The 19,817-nt window shown below is 66.3% G+C and carries 12 protein-coding genes and 1 pseudogene; 9 read left to right on the forward strand and 4 right to left on the reverse strand.

All coding sequences use genetic code 11. From position 1 onward, the window contains the following. The first annotated feature begins 55 nt into the window (after window positions 1–55). The 5 genes from FFI87_RS30370 (at window position 56) to FFI87_RS30390 (ending at window position 11,238) form a co-directional block, all read left to right on the forward strand. Complete coding sequence (locus tag FFI87_RS30370; RefSeq protein WP_012372285.1) at window positions 56–970, forward strand: LysR substrate-binding domain-containing protein; 915 nt, start codon at window positions 56–58, stop codon at window positions 968–970. A gap of 183 nt (window positions 971–1,153) precedes the next feature. Continuing rightward, window positions 1,154–2,428: a dicarboxylate/amino acid:cation symporter gene (locus FFI87_RS30375; RefSeq protein WP_138850847.1), complete on the forward strand. Its 1,275-nt coding sequence runs from the start codon at window positions 1,154–1,156 to the stop codon at window positions 2,426–2,428. Further along, a complete protein-coding gene (locus FFI87_RS30380) occupies window positions 2,425–3,897 on the forward strand; it encodes an amino acid racemase (RefSeq protein ID WP_186381773.1) in 1,473 nt (490 codons plus the stop codon). The genes FFI87_RS30375 and FFI87_RS30380 overlap by 4 nt, the downstream gene beginning before the upstream one ends. Window positions 3,898–4,078: 181 nt before the next feature. Then, a complete protein-coding gene (gene uvrA, locus FFI87_RS30385; RefSeq protein ID WP_138850848.1) occupies window positions 4,079–9,982 on the forward strand; it encodes an excinuclease ABC subunit UvrA in 5,904 nt (1,967 codons plus the stop codon). 203 nt (window positions 9,983–10,185) lie between these two features. Further along, window positions 10,186–11,238, forward strand: coding sequence for an RNA-guided endonuclease InsQ/TnpB family protein (locus FFI87_RS30390; protein WP_138850849.1), 1,053 nt, complete (start codon window positions 10,186–10,188; stop codon window positions 11,236–11,238). Between the two features lie 13 nt (window positions 11,239–11,251). Here FFI87_RS30390 and FFI87_RS30395 read toward each other — a convergent pair whose 3' ends face one another. The 3 genes from FFI87_RS30395 to FFI87_RS30405 all read right to left on the reverse strand — a co-directional run bounded on the left by FFI87_RS30395 (window position 11,252) and on the right by FFI87_RS30405 (window position 14,754). Next, window positions 11,252–12,193 carry an amino acid ABC transporter substrate-binding protein gene (locus tag FFI87_RS30395; RefSeq protein ID WP_138850281.1) on the reverse strand — a complete coding sequence of 314 codons (942 nt, stop codon included), beginning with the start codon at window positions 12,191–12,193 and terminating at the stop codon, window positions 11,252–11,254. 13 nt (window positions 12,194–12,206) lie between these two features. Further along, window positions 12,207–13,514, reverse strand: a complete 1,308-nt coding sequence (locus tag FFI87_RS30400; protein WP_138850282.1) for a dicarboxylate/amino acid:cation symporter — start codon at window positions 13,512–13,514, stop codon at window positions 12,207–12,209. A gap of 322 nt (window positions 13,515–13,836) precedes the next feature. Continuing rightward, window positions 13,837–14,754, reverse strand: coding sequence for a LysR family transcriptional regulator (locus FFI87_RS30405; RefSeq protein WP_138850283.1), 918 nt, complete (start codon window positions 14,752–14,754; stop codon window positions 13,837–13,839). A 174-nt stretch (window positions 14,755–14,928) separates the two neighbouring features. Here FFI87_RS30405 and gltP point away from each other — a divergent pair, with 174 nt between their 5' ends. The 4 genes and pseudogenes from gltP to FFI87_RS30425 all read left to right on the forward strand — a co-directional run bounded on the left by gltP (window position 14,929) and on the right by FFI87_RS30425 (window position 18,829). Continuing rightward, a complete protein-coding gene (gene gltP, locus FFI87_RS30410; protein WP_138850284.1) occupies window positions 14,929–16,257 on the forward strand; it encodes a glutamate/aspartate:proton symporter GltP in 1,329 nt (442 codons plus the stop codon). Window positions 16,258–16,310: 53 nt separating this feature from the next. Further along, a complete protein-coding gene (locus tag FFI87_RS30415; protein WP_138850285.1) occupies window positions 16,311–17,588 on the forward strand; it encodes an aminotransferase class V-fold PLP-dependent enzyme in 1,278 nt (425 codons plus the stop codon). 175 nt (window positions 17,589–17,763) lie between these two features. Continuing rightward, window positions 17,764–17,872, forward strand: a pseudogene (locus FFI87_RS35295) (electron transfer flavoprotein subunit beta/FixA family protein); the annotation flags it as partial. Between the two features lie 81 nt (window positions 17,873–17,953). Then, window positions 17,954–18,829, forward strand: coding sequence for an HpcH/HpaI aldolase/citrate lyase family protein (locus FFI87_RS30425; protein WP_138850286.1), 876 nt, complete (start codon window positions 17,954–17,956; stop codon window positions 18,827–18,829). A gap of 64 nt (window positions 18,830–18,893) precedes the next feature. Here the strand turns inward: FFI87_RS30425 and FFI87_RS30430 are convergent, their stop codons facing one another. Next, a complete protein-coding gene (locus FFI87_RS30430; protein WP_138850287.1) occupies window positions 18,894–19,811 on the reverse strand; it encodes a LysR family transcriptional regulator in 918 nt (305 codons plus the stop codon). Window positions 19,812–19,817 lie beyond the last annotated feature (6 nt).

Here is a 19,817-nt window from a genome sequence, read left to right on the forward strand (position 1 = left end):
CGCCATGACCTGGGTGACGCGCGGGCCGCTCCGCCCGCGACCCGCCAAGGCAATCATGGAAATCAAATGGATCGAGGACTTCCTCGCGCTCGCTCAATATCAAAGCTTTTCCCGTGCGGCTGAATTTCGCAACGTCACGCAGTCGGGCTTCAGCCGCCGCATCCAGTCGCTCGAGCAGTGGATCGGCGCGGAGCTGATCGACCGCAGCAGCTTTCCGCCGGTGCTGACGCCGGCGGGCCGGCTGTTTCGCGAGACGGCCGAAGACGTGCTCAGCCGCCTGTTCGACACGCGGGCCATCATCCGCACCGAGCAACGGATTGCCGGCAAGAGCCTGCAGATCGCCGCGGGCCACACGATCGCGTTGAGTTTCCTGCCGGGCTGGCTCAAGGCGCTCGCCCCGCATTTCGGCGAAGTGCGGGCGCGCGTGATTCCGACCAACGTCCATGACTCGATCCTGATGCTCGTCAACGGCAACTGCGAGCTGATGTTTGCCTATCACCATCCCGAGCTGCCGCTCCATCTCGACCCCGCGAAGTATGCGCACCTGACGGTCGGCCTCGACACGTTGATGCCGGCATGCCGGCCGAACCGGCGCTCGGCGCCCGCGTTTCGCCTGCCCGGAACGAAGCAGAGCCCGCTGCCGCTGATCTCCTATACGGAAACCAGCTACTTCGGCCGCTGTCTCGCGCTGCTGCTCGGCCGCGCCCCCGATACGCCCGCGCTGCAACTGCACTACGAGTCGGACATGGCCGAGGTGCTGAAGAAACTCGTGATGGAAGGCGAGGGCGTCGCGTGGCTGCCACGCAGCGCGATTGCGGCCGAGCTGGCAGCCGGCGAACTCGTCCCGGCGGGGCCCGCGGCGTGGAATCTGGACGTCGAGCTGCGCGTGTATCGCGACGTGTCCAACCGCAGTGAATTCCTCGACACGCTCTGGCAGCACCTGCGCGAGGCACCTTCCCGGCTCGGCTGAGTCGGGGTTTTCCCGCCTTATGCGGGGCTCGCATACCGCCATGTTGCACCGGCATCACGGTTTTCTCGACCGTCCCTACCATTCGTTCCAACGGCAATCGTGACGCGTGACCGGCGTCGCGCGGCCTTCTTCGCAGCGCCCGTCCGCCGCCGGCGGCAGGGCGCCACCCAAGGACGGATGGACATGAAAAATCGCCTTACCTTCAGCATTGCAGTCGGCATGATCCTCGGTGTCGTCGCCGGTTATGCATGTCACACGCACATCACGGACCCGGCCACGCTCAAAACCGTCGCGGGCTATTTCTCGATCGTCACCGACATCTTCCTGCGCCTGATCAAGATGATCATCGCGCCGCTGGTGTTCGTCACGCTCGTGTCCGGCCTGGCCGGCATGGACAGCGGCGAGGACGTCGGCCGCATCGGCCTGCGCTCGATCGGGTGGTTCGTCTGCGCGTCGCTGGTTTCGTTGAGCCTCGGCCTCATCATGGCCAATGCGCTGCAGCCGGGCGCCGGCCTGAACCTCGCGGCATCCGGCGGCGAAGTCGGCACCGGCCTGAATACCGGCGCGCTGAACGCGCGGGACGTGATCACGCATGCATTCCCGACCAGCCTGCTCGACGCGATGGCGCGCAACGACATCCTGCAGATCCTGGTGTTCTCGGTCTTTCTCGGCATCGGGCTGAGCGCGCTGAAGCACGACAAGCGGGTCGGCGTCGTGATCCAGTCGATCGACGGCATGGTGCCGGTGATGCTGCGACTGACCAACTACGTGATGCGCGCGGCGCCGCTCGGCGTATTCGGTGCGATCGCCGCGTCGGTCACGCTGCGCGGGCTCGACGTGATCTATACGTACGGCAAGCTGATCGGCGCGTTCTACCTCGGCTTGCTCGTCCTCTGGACGCTGCTGATCGGCGCCGGCTACGTGTTTCTCGGGCGGCGCGTCGGCAGCCTGCTGAAGGCCGTGCGCGAACCCGCGCTGATCGCTTTCTCAACGGCGAGCAGCGAGGCCGCCTATCCGCGCCTGACCGAGCAGCTCGAGCGGTTCGGCGTGGACAAGAAGGTGGTGGGCTTCACGCTGCCGCTCGGTTACGCGTTCAACCTCGACGGCTCGATGATGTATCAGGCGTTTGCCGCGATCTTCATCGCGCAGGCCTTCGGCGTGCACATGCCGGTGTCGGAGCAGGTGTTCATGTTGCTGGTGCTGATGTTGAGCAGCAAGGGGATGGCGAGCGTGCCGCGCGGCTCGGTGGTCGTGGTCGCGGCGGTCGCGCCGATGTTCCATCTGCCGGTGGCCGGCGTCGCGATGATTCTCGCGATCGACCAGATTCTCGATATGGGCCGCACGATGACGAACGTGATCGGCAACAGCGTGGCGACGGCGGTGATCGCGCAGTGGGAGAGCCGGCGCACGGCGAAGTCGCAAGCCGCCGCCGTATTCGATCAGCCGGAGAGCGCATGATGCACACGGATGGCGTGAATGCCCGGCGCAAGTTCGGCGTGGTCGGCGGCCTCGGGCCGCTGGGCAGTGCCGACGTATTCTTCAAGATGGTGAAGGCGACGCCTGCGTTGTCCGACGACGAGCACGTCGAGATGATTTTCGAGCAATACCCGTTCAAGGGCTCGCGGTCGGGCAGTGCGGCGACTATCGAACGCAAGCTGTACGTGTTCGACATGATCCGCGCGTTCGAGAAGCGTGGCGTGACGACGGTCGTGCTGCCGTGCTTCCTGAGCCACACGTTCATCGACGAGCTGAAGGCGAACACGCGCCTGCCGATCGTGGATATCGTCGAAGCGGTGCGCAGCCATGTGGGGCGCAAGTACCCGGACGCGACGCGCATCGGCGTGCTGGCTTCCGATTACGTGCGGGACAAGCGACTCTTCGAAGCGTATTTCCCGACGCCGCAGTTCGACATCGTCCATCCGCGGTCGCCCGACGGGATCGACCTCGTGACCGAAGCGATCTACGGCCGCGACGGCATCAAGCACGGCAATCTTCGCGGCCGCCCGGTCGAGCTGCTGCGCCGCGCATGCGAGGACCTCGCCGATCAGGGCGTGCAGGTGATCGTCCCGGGGCTGACCGAGATCGCGCTGGTCGTCGATGAAATCGGCCCGCAGCGCGTGCCGCTCGTGGATTCGAACCTCGCGTATGCGCAGTACGCGGTGACCGGGCAACCGGGTTCGCGCGCGGCGACGTTCAAGATCGGCGTGGTCGGCGGCGTCGGCCCGGCCGCGACCGTCGATTTTCTGGACAAGATCGTGCGCAACACGCCGGCGTCGCGCGATCAGGATCATATCAAGCTGCTGGTCGAACAGAATCCGCAGATTCCCGATCGAACCGAGAACCTGGTGGGCGCCGGCGCGGATCCGACGATCTCCCTGTACGCGACCTGCAAGAAACTCGAGGACGGCGATGCCGACGTCATCGCGATTCCGTGCAACACCGCGCATGCGTTCGTCGAGCGGATTCAGCCTTGGCTCGGCATTCCGATCGTCAACATGCTGAGCGTCACGGTCGCTCACCTGCGCGACACGTATCCGGCGCTGCGGGAGGTCGGTGTGCTGGCCACGTCCGGCACGGTCGAAAGCGGGGTCTACCGGAAGGCGCTGGAATCGCAGGGGCTGCGGCAAGTGGCGCCGGCGCCGGCGTTGCAGGCACGCGTGATGGAAGCGATCTACGGCCCGCAGGGTGTCAAGGCCGGCTTCACGACCGGACGGTGCGAGGAAGATATCGGCGCGGCCATCGACGCGTTGATGGACGAAGGCGTGAGCGTGATCGTGCTCGGATGCACGGAACTGCCGATCCTGCTGCCGGGCGGCGAATATGTCGCGCGGAACGGGCGCCGCGCGACGCTCGTCGATCCGACCGACGTGCTTGCGCGCACGTGCATTGGCTATGCGATGGCGGCCGGTGGCCGAGTCGGCTCCTGATCCGGCCCGTTTTCGCCCCTTTGCGTCGCTCGTGGAAAACTGTATGAATATACAGTATAGTATCCGTCGAACTCGAGCGGCGCGGGCATGACCCGTGCGGCACGTGCGCCGCGTCTGCGGGCATCCGCCGCAGCGTTCCGGCACCGTGATTCCGGCTAACTCATTCAGACGGGCAGGCAAATTGTCATCCAGCAATCTGATCCGCATTCGCGGAGCACGTCAGCACAACCTCAAGAACCTCGATCTCGATCTGCGCACCGGTGAAATGACGGTCGTCACCGGCCCGTCGGGCTCCGGCAAGTCGAGCCTCGTATTCGACACGCTGTACGCGGAAGGCCAGCGGCGCTACGTCGAGACCTTCAGCGCATATGCGCGGCAGTTCCTCGACCGGATGGACCGCCCGCAGGTCGAGCGCGTCGACGGCGTGCCGCCCGCGATCGCGATCGACCAGACCAACCCGGTCCGCAGTTCGCGCTCGACGGTCGGCACGATGACCGAGCTCAACGATCACCTGAAGCTGCTGTACGCGCGGGCGGCCGAGCTGTTCGACCGCCAGACCGCGCGGCAGGTGCGGCATGACACGCCCGAGACCATCTACGCGGAACTCGTCGAGCGCACGCGCGCCCACGATCCGCGCGTCGTCGTCACGTTCCCGGTCGAGCTGCCGGAAAGTGCGTCCGAGGACGAAGTCGCGCAGTGGCTGTCCGCGAGCGGCTACACGCGCGTGCAGGCGCAACGCGAAGTCGCGTCGCCCACCGGCCCGCGCAAGCTGCTCGACGTGGTGGCCGACCGCTTCCGCGTGCAGCAGGCCGACAAGGTGCGCGTGGTGGAGGCGATCGAGGCGTCGCTGAAGCGCGGCGGCGGTCGCGTGAACGTCTACGTGCTGGCGCCGGACGCGGACACCGCGCTCGCCGCGACCGTCGAGCCGCAGGTGTGGCGCTTCTCCACCGGGCTGCACGATCCGGATAGCGACCTGCGCTACGCGGAGCCGCAGGCGGCGCTGTTCTCGTTCAACTCGGCCTACGGCGCGTGCGAGACCTGCCGCGGCTTCGGCCGCGTGATCGGCGTCGATCTCGGCCTCGTGATCCCCGACGCGCGCAAGACGCTGCGCGGCGGCGCGATCAAGCCGATGCAGACGCCCGCGTGGAAGGAATGCCAGGACGACCTGATGCGCTACGCGGCGAAAGCCGGCATCCCGCGCGACACGCCGTGGTCCGACCTGACGGACGCCGAGCGCGCATGGGTGATCGACGGCTCGCCGGACTGGAACGGCAAGTGGCAGAGCCAGTGGTACGGCGTCAAACGCTTCTTCGGCTATCTCGAGTCGAAGGCGTACAAGATGCATATCCGCGTGCTGCTGTCGAAGTACCGCAGCTACACGCCGTGCGACGTGTGCGGCGGCGCGCGCCTGAAGACGGAATCACTGCAGTGGCGGCTCGGCTCGAAGGCGAACGCCGACGCGGTGCTCGCGCCCGCCGATCGCTTCCTGCCGCGCGGCGTCGACTGGACGCGCGCGCAGCTGGAGGCGCTGCCGGGCCTGACGGTGCACGATCTGATGCTGCTGCCGATCGAGCGCATCCGCCGCTTCTTCGACGACGTGAGCCTGCCGAGCGCGCTGCTCGACGACGCGCTGAAGCTGCTGCTCGCCGAGGTGCGCACGCGCCTGAAATACCTGTGCGACGTCGGGCTCGGCTACCTGACGCTCGACCGGCAGAGCCGCACGCTGTCCGGCGGCGAGGTCCAGCGGATCAACCTGACCACGGCGCTCGGCACGTCGCTCACGAAAACGCTGTTCGTGCTCGACGAGCCGAGCATCGGGCTGCATCCGCGCGACCTCACGCGTATCGTCGAGGCGATGCAGCGGCTGCGCGACGCGGGCAATACGCTGGTCGTCGTCGAGCACGATCCGTCGGTGATGCTCGCGGCCGACCGGCTGATCGACATGGGCCCGGGGCCCGGCGAGCGCGGCGGCACGATCGTCTACGACGGCACGCCGGGCGACATCCGTTCCGCGCACACGCTGACGGGCGAGTATCTCGGCGGCCGCAAGCACGTCGCGCATGCGTCGAACTGGGCGCGCCGTCCGGTGGACGCGAACACGCCGCGCATCGTGCTCGAAGGCGCGACCGAGCACAACCTGCGCGACGTGACGGTCGAGATTCCGCTGCAGCGGCTCGTGTGCGTGACGGGCGTATCGGGTTCCGGCAAGTCGACGCTGCTGCAGGACGTGCTCTATCCGGCGATGGCGCGCCACCACGGCAAGGCGACCGAGTCGCCGGGCGCGTTCCGCGAACTCACGGGCGCCGATCAGGTCGGCGACGTCGTGTTCGTCGATCAGTCGCCGATCGGCAAGACCACGCGGTCGAACCCGGCCAGCTATGTCGGCGCGTTCGACGAGATCCGCAAGCTGTTCGCGAAGGCGCCGCTCGCGCTGCAACGCGGCTACGGCGCGGGCACGTTCAGCTTCAACTCGGGCGACGGCCGTTGCCCGACGTGCGGCGGCTCGGGCTTCGAGCACATCGAGATGCAGTTCCTGAGCGACGTCTACCTGCGTTGCCCGGACTGCGACGGCAGCCGCTACCGCGCCGAGATTCTCGAGGTGCGCATCGAGCGCGACGGCCGTGCGCTGAACATTGCCGACGTGCTCGACCTGACCGTCAGCGAGGCAACTGCGTTCTTCGCGACCGACGCCGAGGTGCTGCGCGTGCTGCAGCCGATCGTCGACGTCGGTCTCGAATACGTGAAGCTCGGCCAGCCGGTGCCGACGTTGTCCGGCGGCGAGGCGCAGCGGCTGAAGCTGGCCGGCTTCCTCGCCGAATCGGCCGCGGCGGCCGGCGGGCGCCGCGTCGCCAGCGAGGAGGCGCGCGTCGCGCGGGCGAAGCTGTTCATGTTCGACGAGCCGACCACCGGGCTGCACTTCGACGACATCGCGAAGCTGATGCAGGCGTTCGGCAAGCTGCTCGCGGCCGGCCATTCGCTGATCGTGATCGAGCACAACCTCGACGTGATCCGCGCGGCCGACTGGCTGATCGACCTCGGCCCGGAAGGCGGCGACGGCGGCGGCCGCGTGCTGTGCGCGGGCACGCCCGACGACGTCAAGGCCTGCGCGGAATCGCATACCGGCGTCGCGCTGCTGCAGTACGACCGCGCGATGGACGGCGAAACGGCGCTGGCCGACGAAGGCGTGCCGCTGCAGTCCGTGCTGAACGCCGCACGCGAGCGGCGCGCGATCGAGGGCGAGGACGTCGTGCGGATCGTCAACGCGCGCGAGCACAACCTGAAGGCGCTCGACGTCGATATCCCGCACGGCAAGTTCAACGTGATCACTGGCGTGTCGGGTTCCGGCAAGTCGACGCTCGCGTTCGACATCCTGTTCCACGAAGGCCAGCGTCGCTACCTCGAATCGCTGAACGCGTATGCGCGCTCGATCGTGCAGCCGGCCGGGCGGCCGGAAGTCGACGCGGTGTACGGCATTCCGCCGACGGTCGCGATCGAGCAGCGCCTGTCGCGCGGCGGTCGCAAGAGCACGGTCGCGACCACGTCCGAAGTCTGGCACTTCCTGCGGCTGCTGTATGTGAAGCTCGGCCTCCAGCATTGCATCCACGACGGCACACCGGTCACGTCGCAAACCGTCGAGTCGATCGCCGCACAGCTGCTGCGCGACCATCGCGGCGAGCACGTCGGGCTGCTCGCGCCGCTCGTCGTCAACCGCAAGGGCGTGTATACCGATCTCGCGAAATGGGCGAAGGCGCGCGGCAGCACGCATCTGCGCGTGGACGGCGAATTCGTGCCGGTCGATCCGTGGCCGAAACTCGATCGCTTCCGCGAGCATACGATCGAGCTGCCGGTGGCCGATATCGTCGTGTCGCCGGACGACGAAGCCGGATTGCGGCGGGTGCTCGACGAGACGCTCGAGCTCGGCAAGGGCGTGATGCACCTGCTCGCGCCGCTCGACGGGCTGCAACACGCGATGCAGAACGATCATTCGACCGCGCGCGTCGGCGAGGTCAAGGTGCTGTCGGTCAAGCGCGCGTGCCCGGTATGCGGCACCAGCTATCCGGAACTCGATCCGCGGATGTTCTCGTACAACAGCAAGCATGGCTGGTGCACGACCTGCGTCGGCACGGGCGTCACGCTCACGCGCGAACAGCGCGCGGCGTACGACGACACCGTGCGCGCCGGGGACGATCGCGGCCGCGAGCAGACGCTGCCGTCGGACGAGCAGGAACCGGAAGGCGTCGGCAACGAGCCGTGCCCCGATTGCGGCGGCACGCGCCTGAACCCGTCCGCGCGCGCGGTCACATTCGACGCGCATCCGATCGTCGAGGTTGCGCAGTGGACGGTGTCCGATACGCGCAGCTGGATCGACGCGCTGGAACTGACCGGCCGCGACGCGCAGATCGCGCGCGACATCGTCAGCGAGATCGGCAGCCGCCTCGCGTTTCTCGAGGAGGTCGGGCTCGGCTACCTGAGCCTCGATCGCGCGGCGCCGAGCCTGTCGGGCGGCGAAGCGCAGCGCATCCGGCTCGCCGCGCAGCTCGGCAGCAACCTGCAGGGCGTGTGCTACGTGCTCGACGAGCCGACGATCGGCCTGCATCCGCGCGACAACCGGATCCTGCTGGACGCGCTGCGCAAGCTCGGCGACAAGGGCAACACGCTCGTCGTCGTCGAGCATGACGAGGACACGATTCGCCGCGCCGATCACATCATCGACGTCGGCCCGGGCGCCGGCAAGCGCGGCGGCACGCTGGTCGCCGAGGGCGCGGTCGCCGATCTGGCCGCGCAGCCGGATTCGGTGACGGGGCGCCTGCTCGCGCAGCCGATGACACACCCGCTGCAACCGCGCCGCGCGGTGAGCCTGGCGGGCAAGAAGGGCGCACCGGCGGTGCCGGAGGCCTGGCTGACCGTGCATGGCGCGACGCTGCACAACCTGCGCGACGTCACCGTCGGCATTCCGCTCGCGCGGCTCGTCGCGGTGACGGGCGTGAGCGGCTCCGGCAAGTCGACGCTCGCGCGCGACGTGCTGATGTCGAACCTGCTCGACGCGGTCGGCCGCTCGGTGCTGTCGTCGCCGGCCACGCGGCGCGCGCGCAAGGCCGCGCAGCAGGACGCGCCGGCCACCAACCGCCGCTCGAGCGTGCTCGCGCGCAGCGCGCCACGGCCGTCATTGAACGTCACGCATGCGTGGCAGGGCTGCGCGTCGCTGAGCGGCTGGGAGCGGATCGACCGCGTGCTCGAGGTCGACCAGACGCCGATCGGCAAGACGCCGCGCTCGTGTCCGGCCACCTACATCGGCGTGTGGGACACGATCCGCAAGCTGTTCGCCGATACGCTGGAAGCGCGTGCGCGCGGCTACACGGCGTCGCGTTTCTCGTTCAACACCGGCGACGGGCGCTGCCCGGCCTGCGAAGGGCAGGGCGTGCGCACGATCGGGATGAGCTTCCTGCCCGACGTGAAGGTGCCGTGCGACGTATGCCACGGGCAGCGCTTCAATCCGGAGACGCTCGCGGTCACGTGGCGCGGCCGGAACATCGGCGACGTGCTGACGATGGAGATCGACGAAGCGGTGGAGTTCTTCGCACCGATTTCGAACATCGCGCATCCGCTGCAGCTGATGAAGGACGTCGGCCTCGGCTATCTGACGCTCGGCCAGCCGTCGCCAACATTGTCGGGCGGCGAGGCGCAGCGCATCAAGCTCGTCACCGAGCTCACGAAGGTGCGCGACGACATCACGCGACGCGGCCAGAAGGCGCCGCACACGCTGTACGTGCTCGACGAGCCGACGGTCGGGCTGCACATGGCCGACGTCGCGAAGCTGATCCGCGTGCTGCACCGGCTGGTCGACGGCGGGCATAGCGTCGTCGTGATCGAGCACGATCTCGACGTGATCGCGGAAGCCGACTGGATCATCGATCTCGGTCCGGAAGGCGGCGTGGGCGGTGGCACGATCGTCGCGGCGGCGCCGCCGGAAGGGCTCGTGCAGGTGAGCGCGAGCCACACGGGGCAGGCGTTGAAGCCGGTGCTGGCGCGAACGGCCGCGGATGGCGGTGAAGCCGAGCGGCAGGACGAAGCGCGGGTCGGTTAAGCGCGGTGCTTGCGGTGAACGGCCCAGGTGTCCGGCAAGACACCGGGGCCGTTGTCATTTCGTCATTCGAGCCGCCGCATTCATCAGAATTTGCTCCGAGAAACCCCGCCATTTCCCCCAAGGGGACTTCCTTCGGGGCGGATGGCGGGAAGGAAAGGAGTGCTGTTGACAGGCAGCTTCTTCCACGGGTTAGGATCACCTGCATGATTCTTGTCTACCGCTACCGGGTGAAGTCGCTCAACGGACTGCTCAACAAGCAGAGCCGTGCGGTGAACTACGTCTGGAACTTCTGCAACGACACGCAGAAGCACGCGCTCAAGTGGAGCAAGAAATGGCCGACGGGATTCGATCTGAACGTGCTGACGACGGGGAGCAGCAAGGAACTCGGCATCCACTCCGGCACGATCAACGCGACGTGCGAGCAATATGCGAAGTCGCGCAGCCAGCACCGGCGACGTTACTTGCGCTATCGCGGCAGGAAATCGCTCGGTTGGGTGCCATTGAAGGGGCGCGACCTGAAGCGCGAGGGCGACGCGTTCCGTTTCGCCGGCAACACGTTTCGCGTGTTCAACAGCCGACTGCTTCCCGAAGGCAAGATCAAGGACGGGACCAACTTTGCGCAGGATGCGCGGGGCAACTGGTTTCTCAACATCGCGATTGAGATGCCCGATGTTCAAGTCCGCCCGATCCGTTCCGGTGTCGGCATCGATCTCGGCCTGAAAGACTTCGCCACACTTTCGACCGGCGAGAAGCTGCCCAATGACCAGTTCGGTCGACGAGCGGCGGAAAAGCTTGCGAAAGCGCAACGGGCGCGAAAGCACAAGCGGCATATCGCGAAGTTGCACGCCAAGGTCGCGAATGCCCGTGCCGATTTTCAGCACAAGCTCGCGCTCGATCTGGTGCGGCGCTTCGATTACCTCGCGGTCGGCAACGTGTCGGCCGTCAAACTTGCCAGAACCAGGATGGCGAAGAGCGTCTACGACGCGTCCTGGTCGTCCTTCCGAAACAAGCTCCGTTACAAAGCGATCGCGCACGGGGCCACGTTCGAGGAAGTGGACGAAAGCGGTTCTACCCAGTCCTGTTCGGCGTGCGGGTCGAAAGACAGCACGACGCGGCCGAAAGGTATCGCGGGACTGCGAATGAGAGAGTGGGCCTGCAGTGGATGTGGTGTCGTGCATGATCGAGATACCAACGCTGCGCTGAACATTCTCCGATGCGGACGTGCATCGCCAGGTGTGGGAATCACCTGCCTTTAGGCGGGTGAGGACGTCAATCGCTCTTGACGCCGATCGCGTCGATGATGGTCTTCAGTTGCTGGCTCATCGGCAGGTTCAGGCTCACGCCCGACGGAAGCGGACGCAGGAACCAGCGCTTGTACTGACGCGTGATCTCGCCGTCGACGGCCAGTTCCTCGAATGTGCTCTTCACGACCTGCGCGAGCTGCGGATCGTCCTTGCGGAACATGATGCCGTACGGGTCGTATGACAGGTAATCGCCCACCACGTCGTACTGGCCGCCCTTGCCCGCATTCTCGGCAATCAGCCCGTACAGCAGCACGTCGTCCGTCGCGAACGCATCGGCGCGGCCGTTCGCGACCAGCGCGAAGCCCTGCGCATGATCCGGCACCACCTGCAACTGGATCCCGAGCTTGAACCGTGCGTCCAGGTCGCGCAGCGCCTTCTCGTTGGTCGTGCCGGCCGTTACCGCGACCTTCTTGCCCGCCAGATCGCGGAACGAGCGGATCGGCGAGCCTCGCTTCACCATCACCTTCGTGCCGGCCACGAAGATGATCGGCGAGAACGCCACGCGCTGCTGGCGCTCCAGGTTGCTCGTCGTGGAGCCGCACTCCAGATCGACGTTGCCGCTGACCACCGCGTCGATGCGGTTGTCGGACGTGACCGGCACCCAGCGGATCGTCAGGCTCTTGTTGACCGCGTCCTCGATCGACGACACGAGCGCCTTGCAGAGCTCGATCGAATAACCGATCGGCTGGTTGCGCGCGTTCAGGTACGAGAACGGTATCGACGCGTCGCGATAGCCGAGCGCGATCGTGCCGCTGCTGCGTACCTTCGCGAGCGTGCCGGTCAGTTGGGCCGGCGCGAGCGGCTCGACGCGCGGCGGCGGGGCGGGCGCATCGTCCGCGCGCGCGGTTGCGCCCGCGGCAAGCAGGCCTGCGAGCGCGAGCGCGCGCCAGAATCGCTGCATCTTCATCGCCAGGCCTCCGTCAGACATCCGCCGGATGCGCGATCGTGCCTTCCTGCTCCGCCTCGATGCGCGCCAGGTTGGCCTCGGCTTCCGCCTCCGACATGAGCTGGCCTTCCCATTTCGCGACCACCGCGCTGGCGATCGAATTGCCCACTGCATTGGTGGCCGAGCGCCCCATGTCGAGGAACGTGTCGACGCCGAGGATCAGCAGCAGCCCCGCTTCCGGAATGTCGAACTGGTGCAGCGTCGCCGCGATCACGACGAGCGATGCGCGCGGCACGCCGGCCATCCCCTTCGACGTGAGCATCAGCACCAGCAGCATCGTGATCTGCGTGCCGAGCGACAGATGGATGTTGTACGCCTGCGCGATGAACAGCGACGCGAACGTGCAGTACATCATCGAGCCGTCGAGGTTGAACGAATAGCCCATCGGCATCACGAAGCTCGAGATCTTGCGCCGCACGCCGAACCGGTCGAGCGCGTCGAGGATCTTCGGATACGCGGCTTCGGAGCTCGCGGTCGCGAACGACAGCATGAACGCTTCCTTGATCAGCGCCAGCAGCTTGAACACGCGCCGCCCGAGGAACGCCATCCCGGCACAGACGAGCAGCGCCCACAGCAGGAACAGGCTGAGGTAGAAGTCGCCCATGAAGACCGCGAACTTCAGCAACACCGACAGGCCGTTGACCGCGACGGTCGCGGCCATCGCGGCCAGCACCGCGAGCGGCGCGAGCTTCATCACGTAGCCGGTGATCTTGAGCATCACGTGCGACAGCTGGTCGATCGCGGCGACGAGGATCTTGCCGCGCTCGCCGATCGCGGCGAGCGCCACGCCGAAGAACATCGAGAACACGACGATCTGCAGGATTTCGTTGTTGCTCATCGCCTCGGCGAACGACTTCGGCACCATGTGGCCGACGAAATCCTTCAGCGTGAACTTGGAGGTCGCGAGGTTCGCCGAGGCGCCGATGTCCGGCAGCGGCAAGCCGAGGTTGTCGCCGGGGCGAAGCAGGTTCGCCATGAACAGGCCGAGCAGCAGCGAGATCAGCGACGCGGTGACGAACCAGCCGAACGCCTTCACGAACACGCGCCCGACCGATGCCGCGTCGCCCATGTGCGCGATGCCGACGACCAGCGTGGAGAACACGAGCGGGCCGATCACCATCTTGATCAGGCGCAGGAACACGTCGGACACGAGCGAGATGTAACCGGCGATTTCGGTGGTGGCTTTCTTGTCGGGAAAGCTCGTATAGATCATGTAGCCGATCACGATGCCCGCCACCATCGCGATCAGGATCCAGACGGCTGCAGCATTCTTTTTCTGCATCGTGAGCCTCCCATGCACCGGTTCGGCAACCGGGGATGGAAGGACAATACAGGACACAAAAGGCGATGAACAGTGCAACCGGGGTCGGGGTTTGCGCTAGCGCGGGGTCGCGACGGAGGGCGCGGCAGGGATTGCGCCGGTGGCGCCCCCGGTGCCTGGGGGCGGTGCAACCCGATGCCCGATTTGTGCGGCGCAGTGCGGTGGTTGTTTTGACCGCGTCGTCATCGCCGTGGTACGCGTGAGCGGAGGCCGGCGCCTCCCAATGAGGGCGCGGGTCACGCAGGCATGCATCGCGTGATGGCCCGCGGCGGGACGTCGTGCCTTAGTCATGCGCGCCCGGGTCCAGCAGGCTCGTGCTGAAATCGCACGCCTGCGCCGCGAGCCGAACGATGTCCGCGGTCAGCGAATGCGCGCGCTCGGCCCGGTGCAGCGCGACATAGCGAACCGCGGGCAGCGCCGGCCGCGTGCGCACGATGTCCAGCGCTTCGCAGGCGACCAGGTGCGCGACGCACGCCTTCGGCAGATAGCTGACACCGAGCCCCGACAGCGTCAGTCCGATCTGAGCGATCAGGCTATTGCTCGTCAGTACACGCTGCATCGCGACGCCATGTTCCTGCAGAAAGCGCGTGTACAGATGCCCCGTGCCCGACAGCGTGCCCTGCAGGATCAGCGGAAACCGCGCGACGTCCGTCAACGAAATGGCCGTCTTGCGCTTCGGCATGAACCCGGGCGCGCACATCCACGCATTGTCGACCTCACCGACCACCGTCGCCGCGAACGATTCCGCCGCATGAATCTGCGGGACGACGATCAGGTCGATCGTGTCGGCCGCCAGACGCTCGCGCAACGTGGCGGTGAGGTCCACCTCGGCCTCGACGTGCACCCGCGGATATGCGGCCTGGATCGCCGCGATCAGGCGCGGCAGCCAGGTCAGTGCGGTCAGTTCGGTCACGCCGATCCGGACATGCCGCACCAGCGCTTCCTTCGAACTCATCCGCTCGACGACGCGGTCGCGTTGCTCAAGCAATTCCTTCGCGTGGTCGAACAGTTCGGCACCCTTGTCGGTGAGCCGGGCGCTGCGATGCGCGCGGTCGAACACGGTCAGGTCGAACGCACGTTCGAGCTCCTGGATCCGTTTCGAGACGGCCGACTGCGTCGTGTTGAGGCGCGTGGCCGCCGCGTCGAAGGAGCCGAGCTGCACGATCCAGTACAGCGCTTCCATCTGTTTGAACGTGAGCATCGCGTCGCACTCGATAGGTGAGAAAAAGCGATATTTTCTCATATCAAAAAATCGCTTTTTTTACATATATCGGCTGTTTAAGGTTCAGCCATTGCGTTGCTTGCCGAGTGCGTTCGCCAGAAAGCACGTCGCATCGCCGCCAGCGTTCAATCGACCCCTTTACTTGGAGACAGCATGGACACCGTCATCGAATCCCCGCCCGCGGGCGACGCGGCGCGCAAGCCGCGCATCGGCCTCGCATGGCAGATCGTCATCGGGCTCGTCATCGGCATCGCGACCGGGTTCGTGTTGAACCGGTTCCCGTCATTGCGCGACACAGCCGTGTCCGGGTTGCTGCAGCCGGCCGGTGACATCTTCATCAAGCTGGTGCGGATGATTGTCGTGCCGATCGTATTCACGAGCATGGTGATCGGCATCGCCGGCGTGGGCGACGGCAAGTCGCTCGGCCGAATCGGCATCAAGACGCTCCTCTATTTCGAGGTGGTCACGACCATCGCGATCATCCTCGGGCTCGTGATCGGCAACGTGCTGCAGCCGGGCGTCGGCACCGACATGTCGCAACTCGGGCACACGGACATCTCCCGCTACCAGCAAGCGACACAACAGGTGCAGCAGGCGCACCACGGGCTGATGGCGCTGGTGCTCGGCATTATCCCGGACAACATCGTCGCATCGATGGCGAAGGGCGACCTGCTGCCGGTGATCTTCTTCTCGCTGCTGTTCGGGCTCGGGTTGCAATCGGTGCCGGACGAACATCGCAAGCCGGTGATTGCGATGCTCAAGGGCGTTGCCGACACCATGTTCAAGGTGACGAACATGGTGATGCGCTATGCGCCCGTCGGCGTGTGCGCGCTGATCGCGGTGACGGTCGCGAGCTTCGGCTTCGGGTCGCTGTTGCCGTTGCTGAAGCTGGTCGCGGTGACTTACTTCGCGATCCTGCTGTTTGCGATCGCCGTGCTCGGTGTGACCGCGCGGCTGTTCGGGTTCCGCATCCTGACGCTGCTGCGCGTGATCAAAGACGAGCTGATCATCGCGTTTTCGACGTGCAGTTCGGCGACCGTGCTGCCGCAACTGATGAAGAAGATGGAGGACTACGGCGTGCCGAAGAGCATCACGACGTTCGTGGTGCCGACCGGCTACACGTTCAACCTGGACGGCGCGTCGATCTATCTCGGTATCGGCACGCTGTTCGTCGCGCAGCTCTACGGCGTGCATCTCGACTGGCAGCAGCAGATCCTGCTGACGCTGACCATGGTCGTCACGTCGAAGGGAGCCGCGGGCGTGCCGGGCTTCATGTTCGTGATCATGCTCGCGACGCTCGCGAGCGCCGGGCTGCCGCTCGAAGGGCTGGCCTTCATCGCCGGTGTCGACCGAATCATGGACATGGGCCGCACCGCGCTTAACGTCGTCGGCAACGCGCTCGCGCCGCTCGTCATCGCGAAATGGGAAGGCCAGTACGACGCCGGCAAGGGCCGCGCGTACCTGGAATCGCTGCGCGGATGAACGCCGCCATGCCTGGATCGCACAACATTCCGAAGCAAACAGGAGCATCGAAGATGAGCAGTACCCGTGGAGCACTTTTTCCCGACGCATTGATGCAGCAGGTCAAGGCGCGCTTTCATCACGTCGATCACGATCTCGACGGTCGCGCGCGGTTGTTCTTCGACAATGCGGGCGGATCGTTCCGGCTCAAGGCCGCGGTCGACGCGTATGCGCGGATCGATGCGCTGCCCGATTGTCCGGAGCGCATCCATGAGCGTGCGCTCGACCTTCAATCGAGCCAGTCGCGCGGCGAGGACGACGTTCGAACGATCCTCAACGCGCAGGGCGGCACGGTATACGCATCGCTGACGGCATCGGGCGCGATGTTCGACATGGTGCGCGCGATCATGGAGAACGTGCCGGGCACCAATGCGGTGACGACCGTTCTCGAGCATCCGTCGTCCTACGACGCGATGACATACTACGCGGAACGTACCGGCAAGACGCTGCGCATCGCGCCGAGCAATCCGGAGACCGGCGGCGTGGACGTCGACGCGATCGTGTCGCTGATCGACGCCGATACTGCGCTGCTCAGCGTGATGTTCGCGTCGAATATCTCGGGCGCGAAATTCGACATCGAGGCGATCGTCGCGCGTGCGCGGGAGAAGAAGCCCGGCCTGTTCATCGTCGTCGACGCGGTTCAGCATGCGCCGCACGGCATCATCGACCTGCAGCGTACGCCGGTCGACGGGATCAATTTCGCGCCGTACAAGTTCTTCGGGTGCCGCGGCTCGGGCATTTCGTGGCTGTCACCGCGTGCGGCCGCGTTGCCGCATCACCGGCTCGCCGCGAAGGAGAGCGGCGTTTGGGAACTGGGCAGCCCGGCGCCCGCGCAGTTCGCGGTCGTGACGTCGATCGTCGATTACGTCACGTGGATCGGCAGGTATTTCGTCGATTCGGACGATCGGCGCACGCTGTTCGTCGAGGGCATGCACAGGATCGAACTGCATGAGCGCGCGCTGCTGGCCGCGTTGCTCGACGGGTGCGGCGGCCGTCGCGGGCTGCGCTCGATCGACGGCGTCGAGGTCTACTGGGATCACGACGACCTGACGAAGCGCGACCTGATCGTCGGGATCGGCTTCGCGCATCTCGAACCGACGCAAGCGGTGCGGGAATACGAGAAGCACGGGGTGATCGTCTATGAACGCGTCGCGTCGAGCCTGTATTCGGGCCGGATGTTGAAATCGTTCCGGCTCGGCGGCGCGGTGCGGATCTCACCGCTCCATTGTCATGCGCTGGACGATATCGAGCGATTCCTGGCGATCACCGGGACGCTGGCGGCGAACCGCTGATCGACGACACGGCCCGGCGCTTCCGGGCCGTGTCGCATCCAGCGCCGGAAAACGGCCGTGCAATAGGTTCGGGCTATGACCGGCAGAGCGAATCGATAGTTGTGGCCGTCCGGGATTGCGCGTGTAATGGCTCGCGATACCGGATGACGCCAATGACCCGATGGAGGAGCAGCGCGTGAAGATCGTAGTAACGGTGAAACGGGTAGTCGATTACAACGTGAAGGTCCGCGCGAAGTCGGACAACACGGGCGTCGACATCGCGAACGTGAAGATGCCGATCAACAAGGATTCCGAAGCGTCTATCTTCAGCGTGGCCGACTACGGGCTCGTCGGCGCTCCGTTCGAGCAGATGCGGGAGGTGGTCGATGCCGTCTGATGCCGCGACGCGCGCGAGCGTCGGGCGCTCGGCGCCTGCCCAGTCATACCTGTTCGTGCCGGGCAACAAGCCCGAGCGGTTCCGCAAGGCGCTCGCAAGCGGCGCCGACGCGGTCATCATCGATCTAGAAGATGCCGTCGAACCGGACGCGAAAACCGCTGCGCGCGATGCGATCGCGCAGTGGGTTTCGCCCGAGCATCCAGTGCTCGTGCGGATCAATGCGCGGAACACGCCGTGGTTCGAGGCCGACGCCGCACTTGGCGCGTTGAAGGGCGTCGCGGGTATCGTGTTGCCGAAGGCCGCGCGGGCGGACGATGTGTGCGCGGCCATTGCGCTTGCGCGCCGGCGTGTGCCCATCTATCCGTTGATCGAAAGCGCGCACGGCATGTGGAACGCGCTCGACGTCGCGAAAGCGCCGTACGTCGAGCGGCTGATGTTCGGCACGCTCGATTTCATCGCGGACATGGGCATGTCGGACGATGGCGTTTCGCTCAATCACTTTCGGTCGCAACTGACGTTGATTTCGCGGGTGGCCGGAATCGAGTCGCCGGTCGACGGTGTGACGCCGGACATCCACGACGGGGAACGCATCGCGCGCGACGCGCTCAACGGGAAGCAACTGGGATTCGGCGCGAAGCTATGCATTCACCCGAAACAGATCGCATTCGTGCACAAGTGCTTTCGGCCGAGCGACGATGAGGTGCGCTGGGCGCGGCGGGTGCTCGATGCGATGCGTGAGTCGAATGGCGGCGTGGTGACGGTCGACGGGAAGATGGTCGATCGACCCGTGTTGCTGCGTGCGACGCGAATCGACGAGCTGGCCTCATCCGCCGGCGCGGCAGCGGAAGGGGTGGCTCGCGCATGATGCGACGCGGATGCCGCCGCCATCCGCACGAAGGGCGCGGGCGCGCATGACGCACGTAACGTGCTCATTGCGGTTCCACGGGAGCATGCGCGTTCATCAGCTCGACGACCCAGTCGATGAACGCACGCAGTTTGGCACTGACGTGGCGGTTCGGCGGATATGCGATGTATAGCGGCATCGGATCGAGCTGCCAGTCGTCGAACAGCGTGACGAGTTCGCCGCGCTCCAGATGCGCTTTCGCCATATAGTGCGGCAGCCACATGATGCCGAGGCCGGCCACGCCGGCCGCGAGGTAGGCATTGCCGTCATCGACGGCGAGCGCGTAACGGCCTTGCACCGCGACGGTCTCGTCGCCGCGATGCATGACGAGCGGATAGAGTTTGCCCGTGCGTCCCCATGAGAACCCGACGATGCGGTGATGCGAGTTTTCGAGTTCCGCGGGATGCGAAGGCGTGCCCGCGAGCGCAAGATAGCCGGGCGACGCAACGATGCCGAGCGACAGGTCCGCCACGCGCCGGGCGACCATCGACTGATCGTTCGGCTCGCCGCCGCGCACGACGCAATCCACGTTCTCGCCGATGATGTCGACGGTGCGGTCGCTCACGCCCATGTCGAGCTGAATGTCCGGATAGCGGGTGAGGAAGGCCGGCAGCGCGGGGATCAGGATCAGGCGCGCGAACGGACTCGGCACGTCCACCCGCAGCCGGCCTCGTGGCACCGCCGATGCGCTCGACAGGCTCGTTTCGGCGTCGTCCATATCGGCGAGCAGCCGCGTCACGCGCTCGTAGTACGCGATGCCGTCCGGCGTGACGTTGATCCTGCGCGTCGTCCGGTTCAGCAGCCGGACCCGCAAGCGCGCCTCGAGCTGCTGGACCAGCTGCGTGACCGTGGTCTTGCTCATATGCAGCGTCTCGGCGGCCTTCGTGAAGCTGCCCGCCTCGACGACCCGGACGAAAGCGCGCATCGCATCGAAGCGATCCATGAGTGT

It is taken from the genome of Burkholderia sp. KBS0801 (assembly GCF_005937855.2).
Lineage (GTDB): Bacteria > Pseudomonadota > Gammaproteobacteria > Burkholderiales > Burkholderiaceae > Burkholderia > Burkholderia ambifaria.

Excerpts from the sequence above, each read along its gene's own strand:
- FFI87_RS30370 (WP_012372285.1), top strand. The coding sequence starts at position 56 with ATGGAAATCAAATGGATCGAGGACTTCCTCGCGCTCGCTCAATATCAA.
- FFI87_RS30375 (WP_138850847.1), top strand. The coding sequence starts at position 1,154 with ATGAAAAATCGCCTTACCTTCAGCATTGCAGTCGGCATGATCCTCGGT.
- FFI87_RS30380 (WP_186381773.1), top strand. The coding sequence starts at position 2,425 with ATGATGCACACGGATGGCGTGAATGCCCGGCGCAAGTTCGGCGTGGTC.
- FFI87_RS30390 (WP_138850849.1), top strand. The coding sequence starts at position 10,186 with ATGATTCTTGTCTACCGCTACCGGGTGAAGTCGCTCAACGGACTGCTC.
- FFI87_RS30395 (WP_138850281.1), bottom strand. The coding sequence starts at position 12,193 with ATGAAGATGCAGCGATTCTGGCGCGCGCTCGCGCTCGCAGGCCTGCTT.
- FFI87_RS30400 (WP_138850282.1), bottom strand. The coding sequence starts at position 13,514 with ATGCAGAAAAAGAATGCTGCAGCCGTCTGGATCCTGATCGCGATGGTG.
- FFI87_RS30405 (WP_138850283.1), bottom strand. The coding sequence starts at position 14,754 with ATGCTCACGTTCAAACAGATGGAAGCGCTGTACTGGATCGTGCAGCTC.
- gltP (WP_138850284.1), top strand. The coding sequence starts at position 14,929 with ATGGACACCGTCATCGAATCCCCGCCCGCGGGCGACGCGGCGCGCAAG.
- FFI87_RS30415 (WP_138850285.1), top strand. The coding sequence starts at position 16,311 with ATGAGCAGTACCCGTGGAGCACTTTTTCCCGACGCATTGATGCAGCAG.
- FFI87_RS30425 (WP_138850286.1), top strand. The coding sequence starts at position 17,954 with ATGCCGTCTGATGCCGCGACGCGCGCGAGCGTCGGGCGCTCGGCGCCT.
- FFI87_RS30430 (WP_138850287.1), bottom strand. The coding sequence starts at position 19,811 with ATGGATCGCTTCGATGCGATGCGCGCTTTCGTCCGGGTCGTCGAGGCG.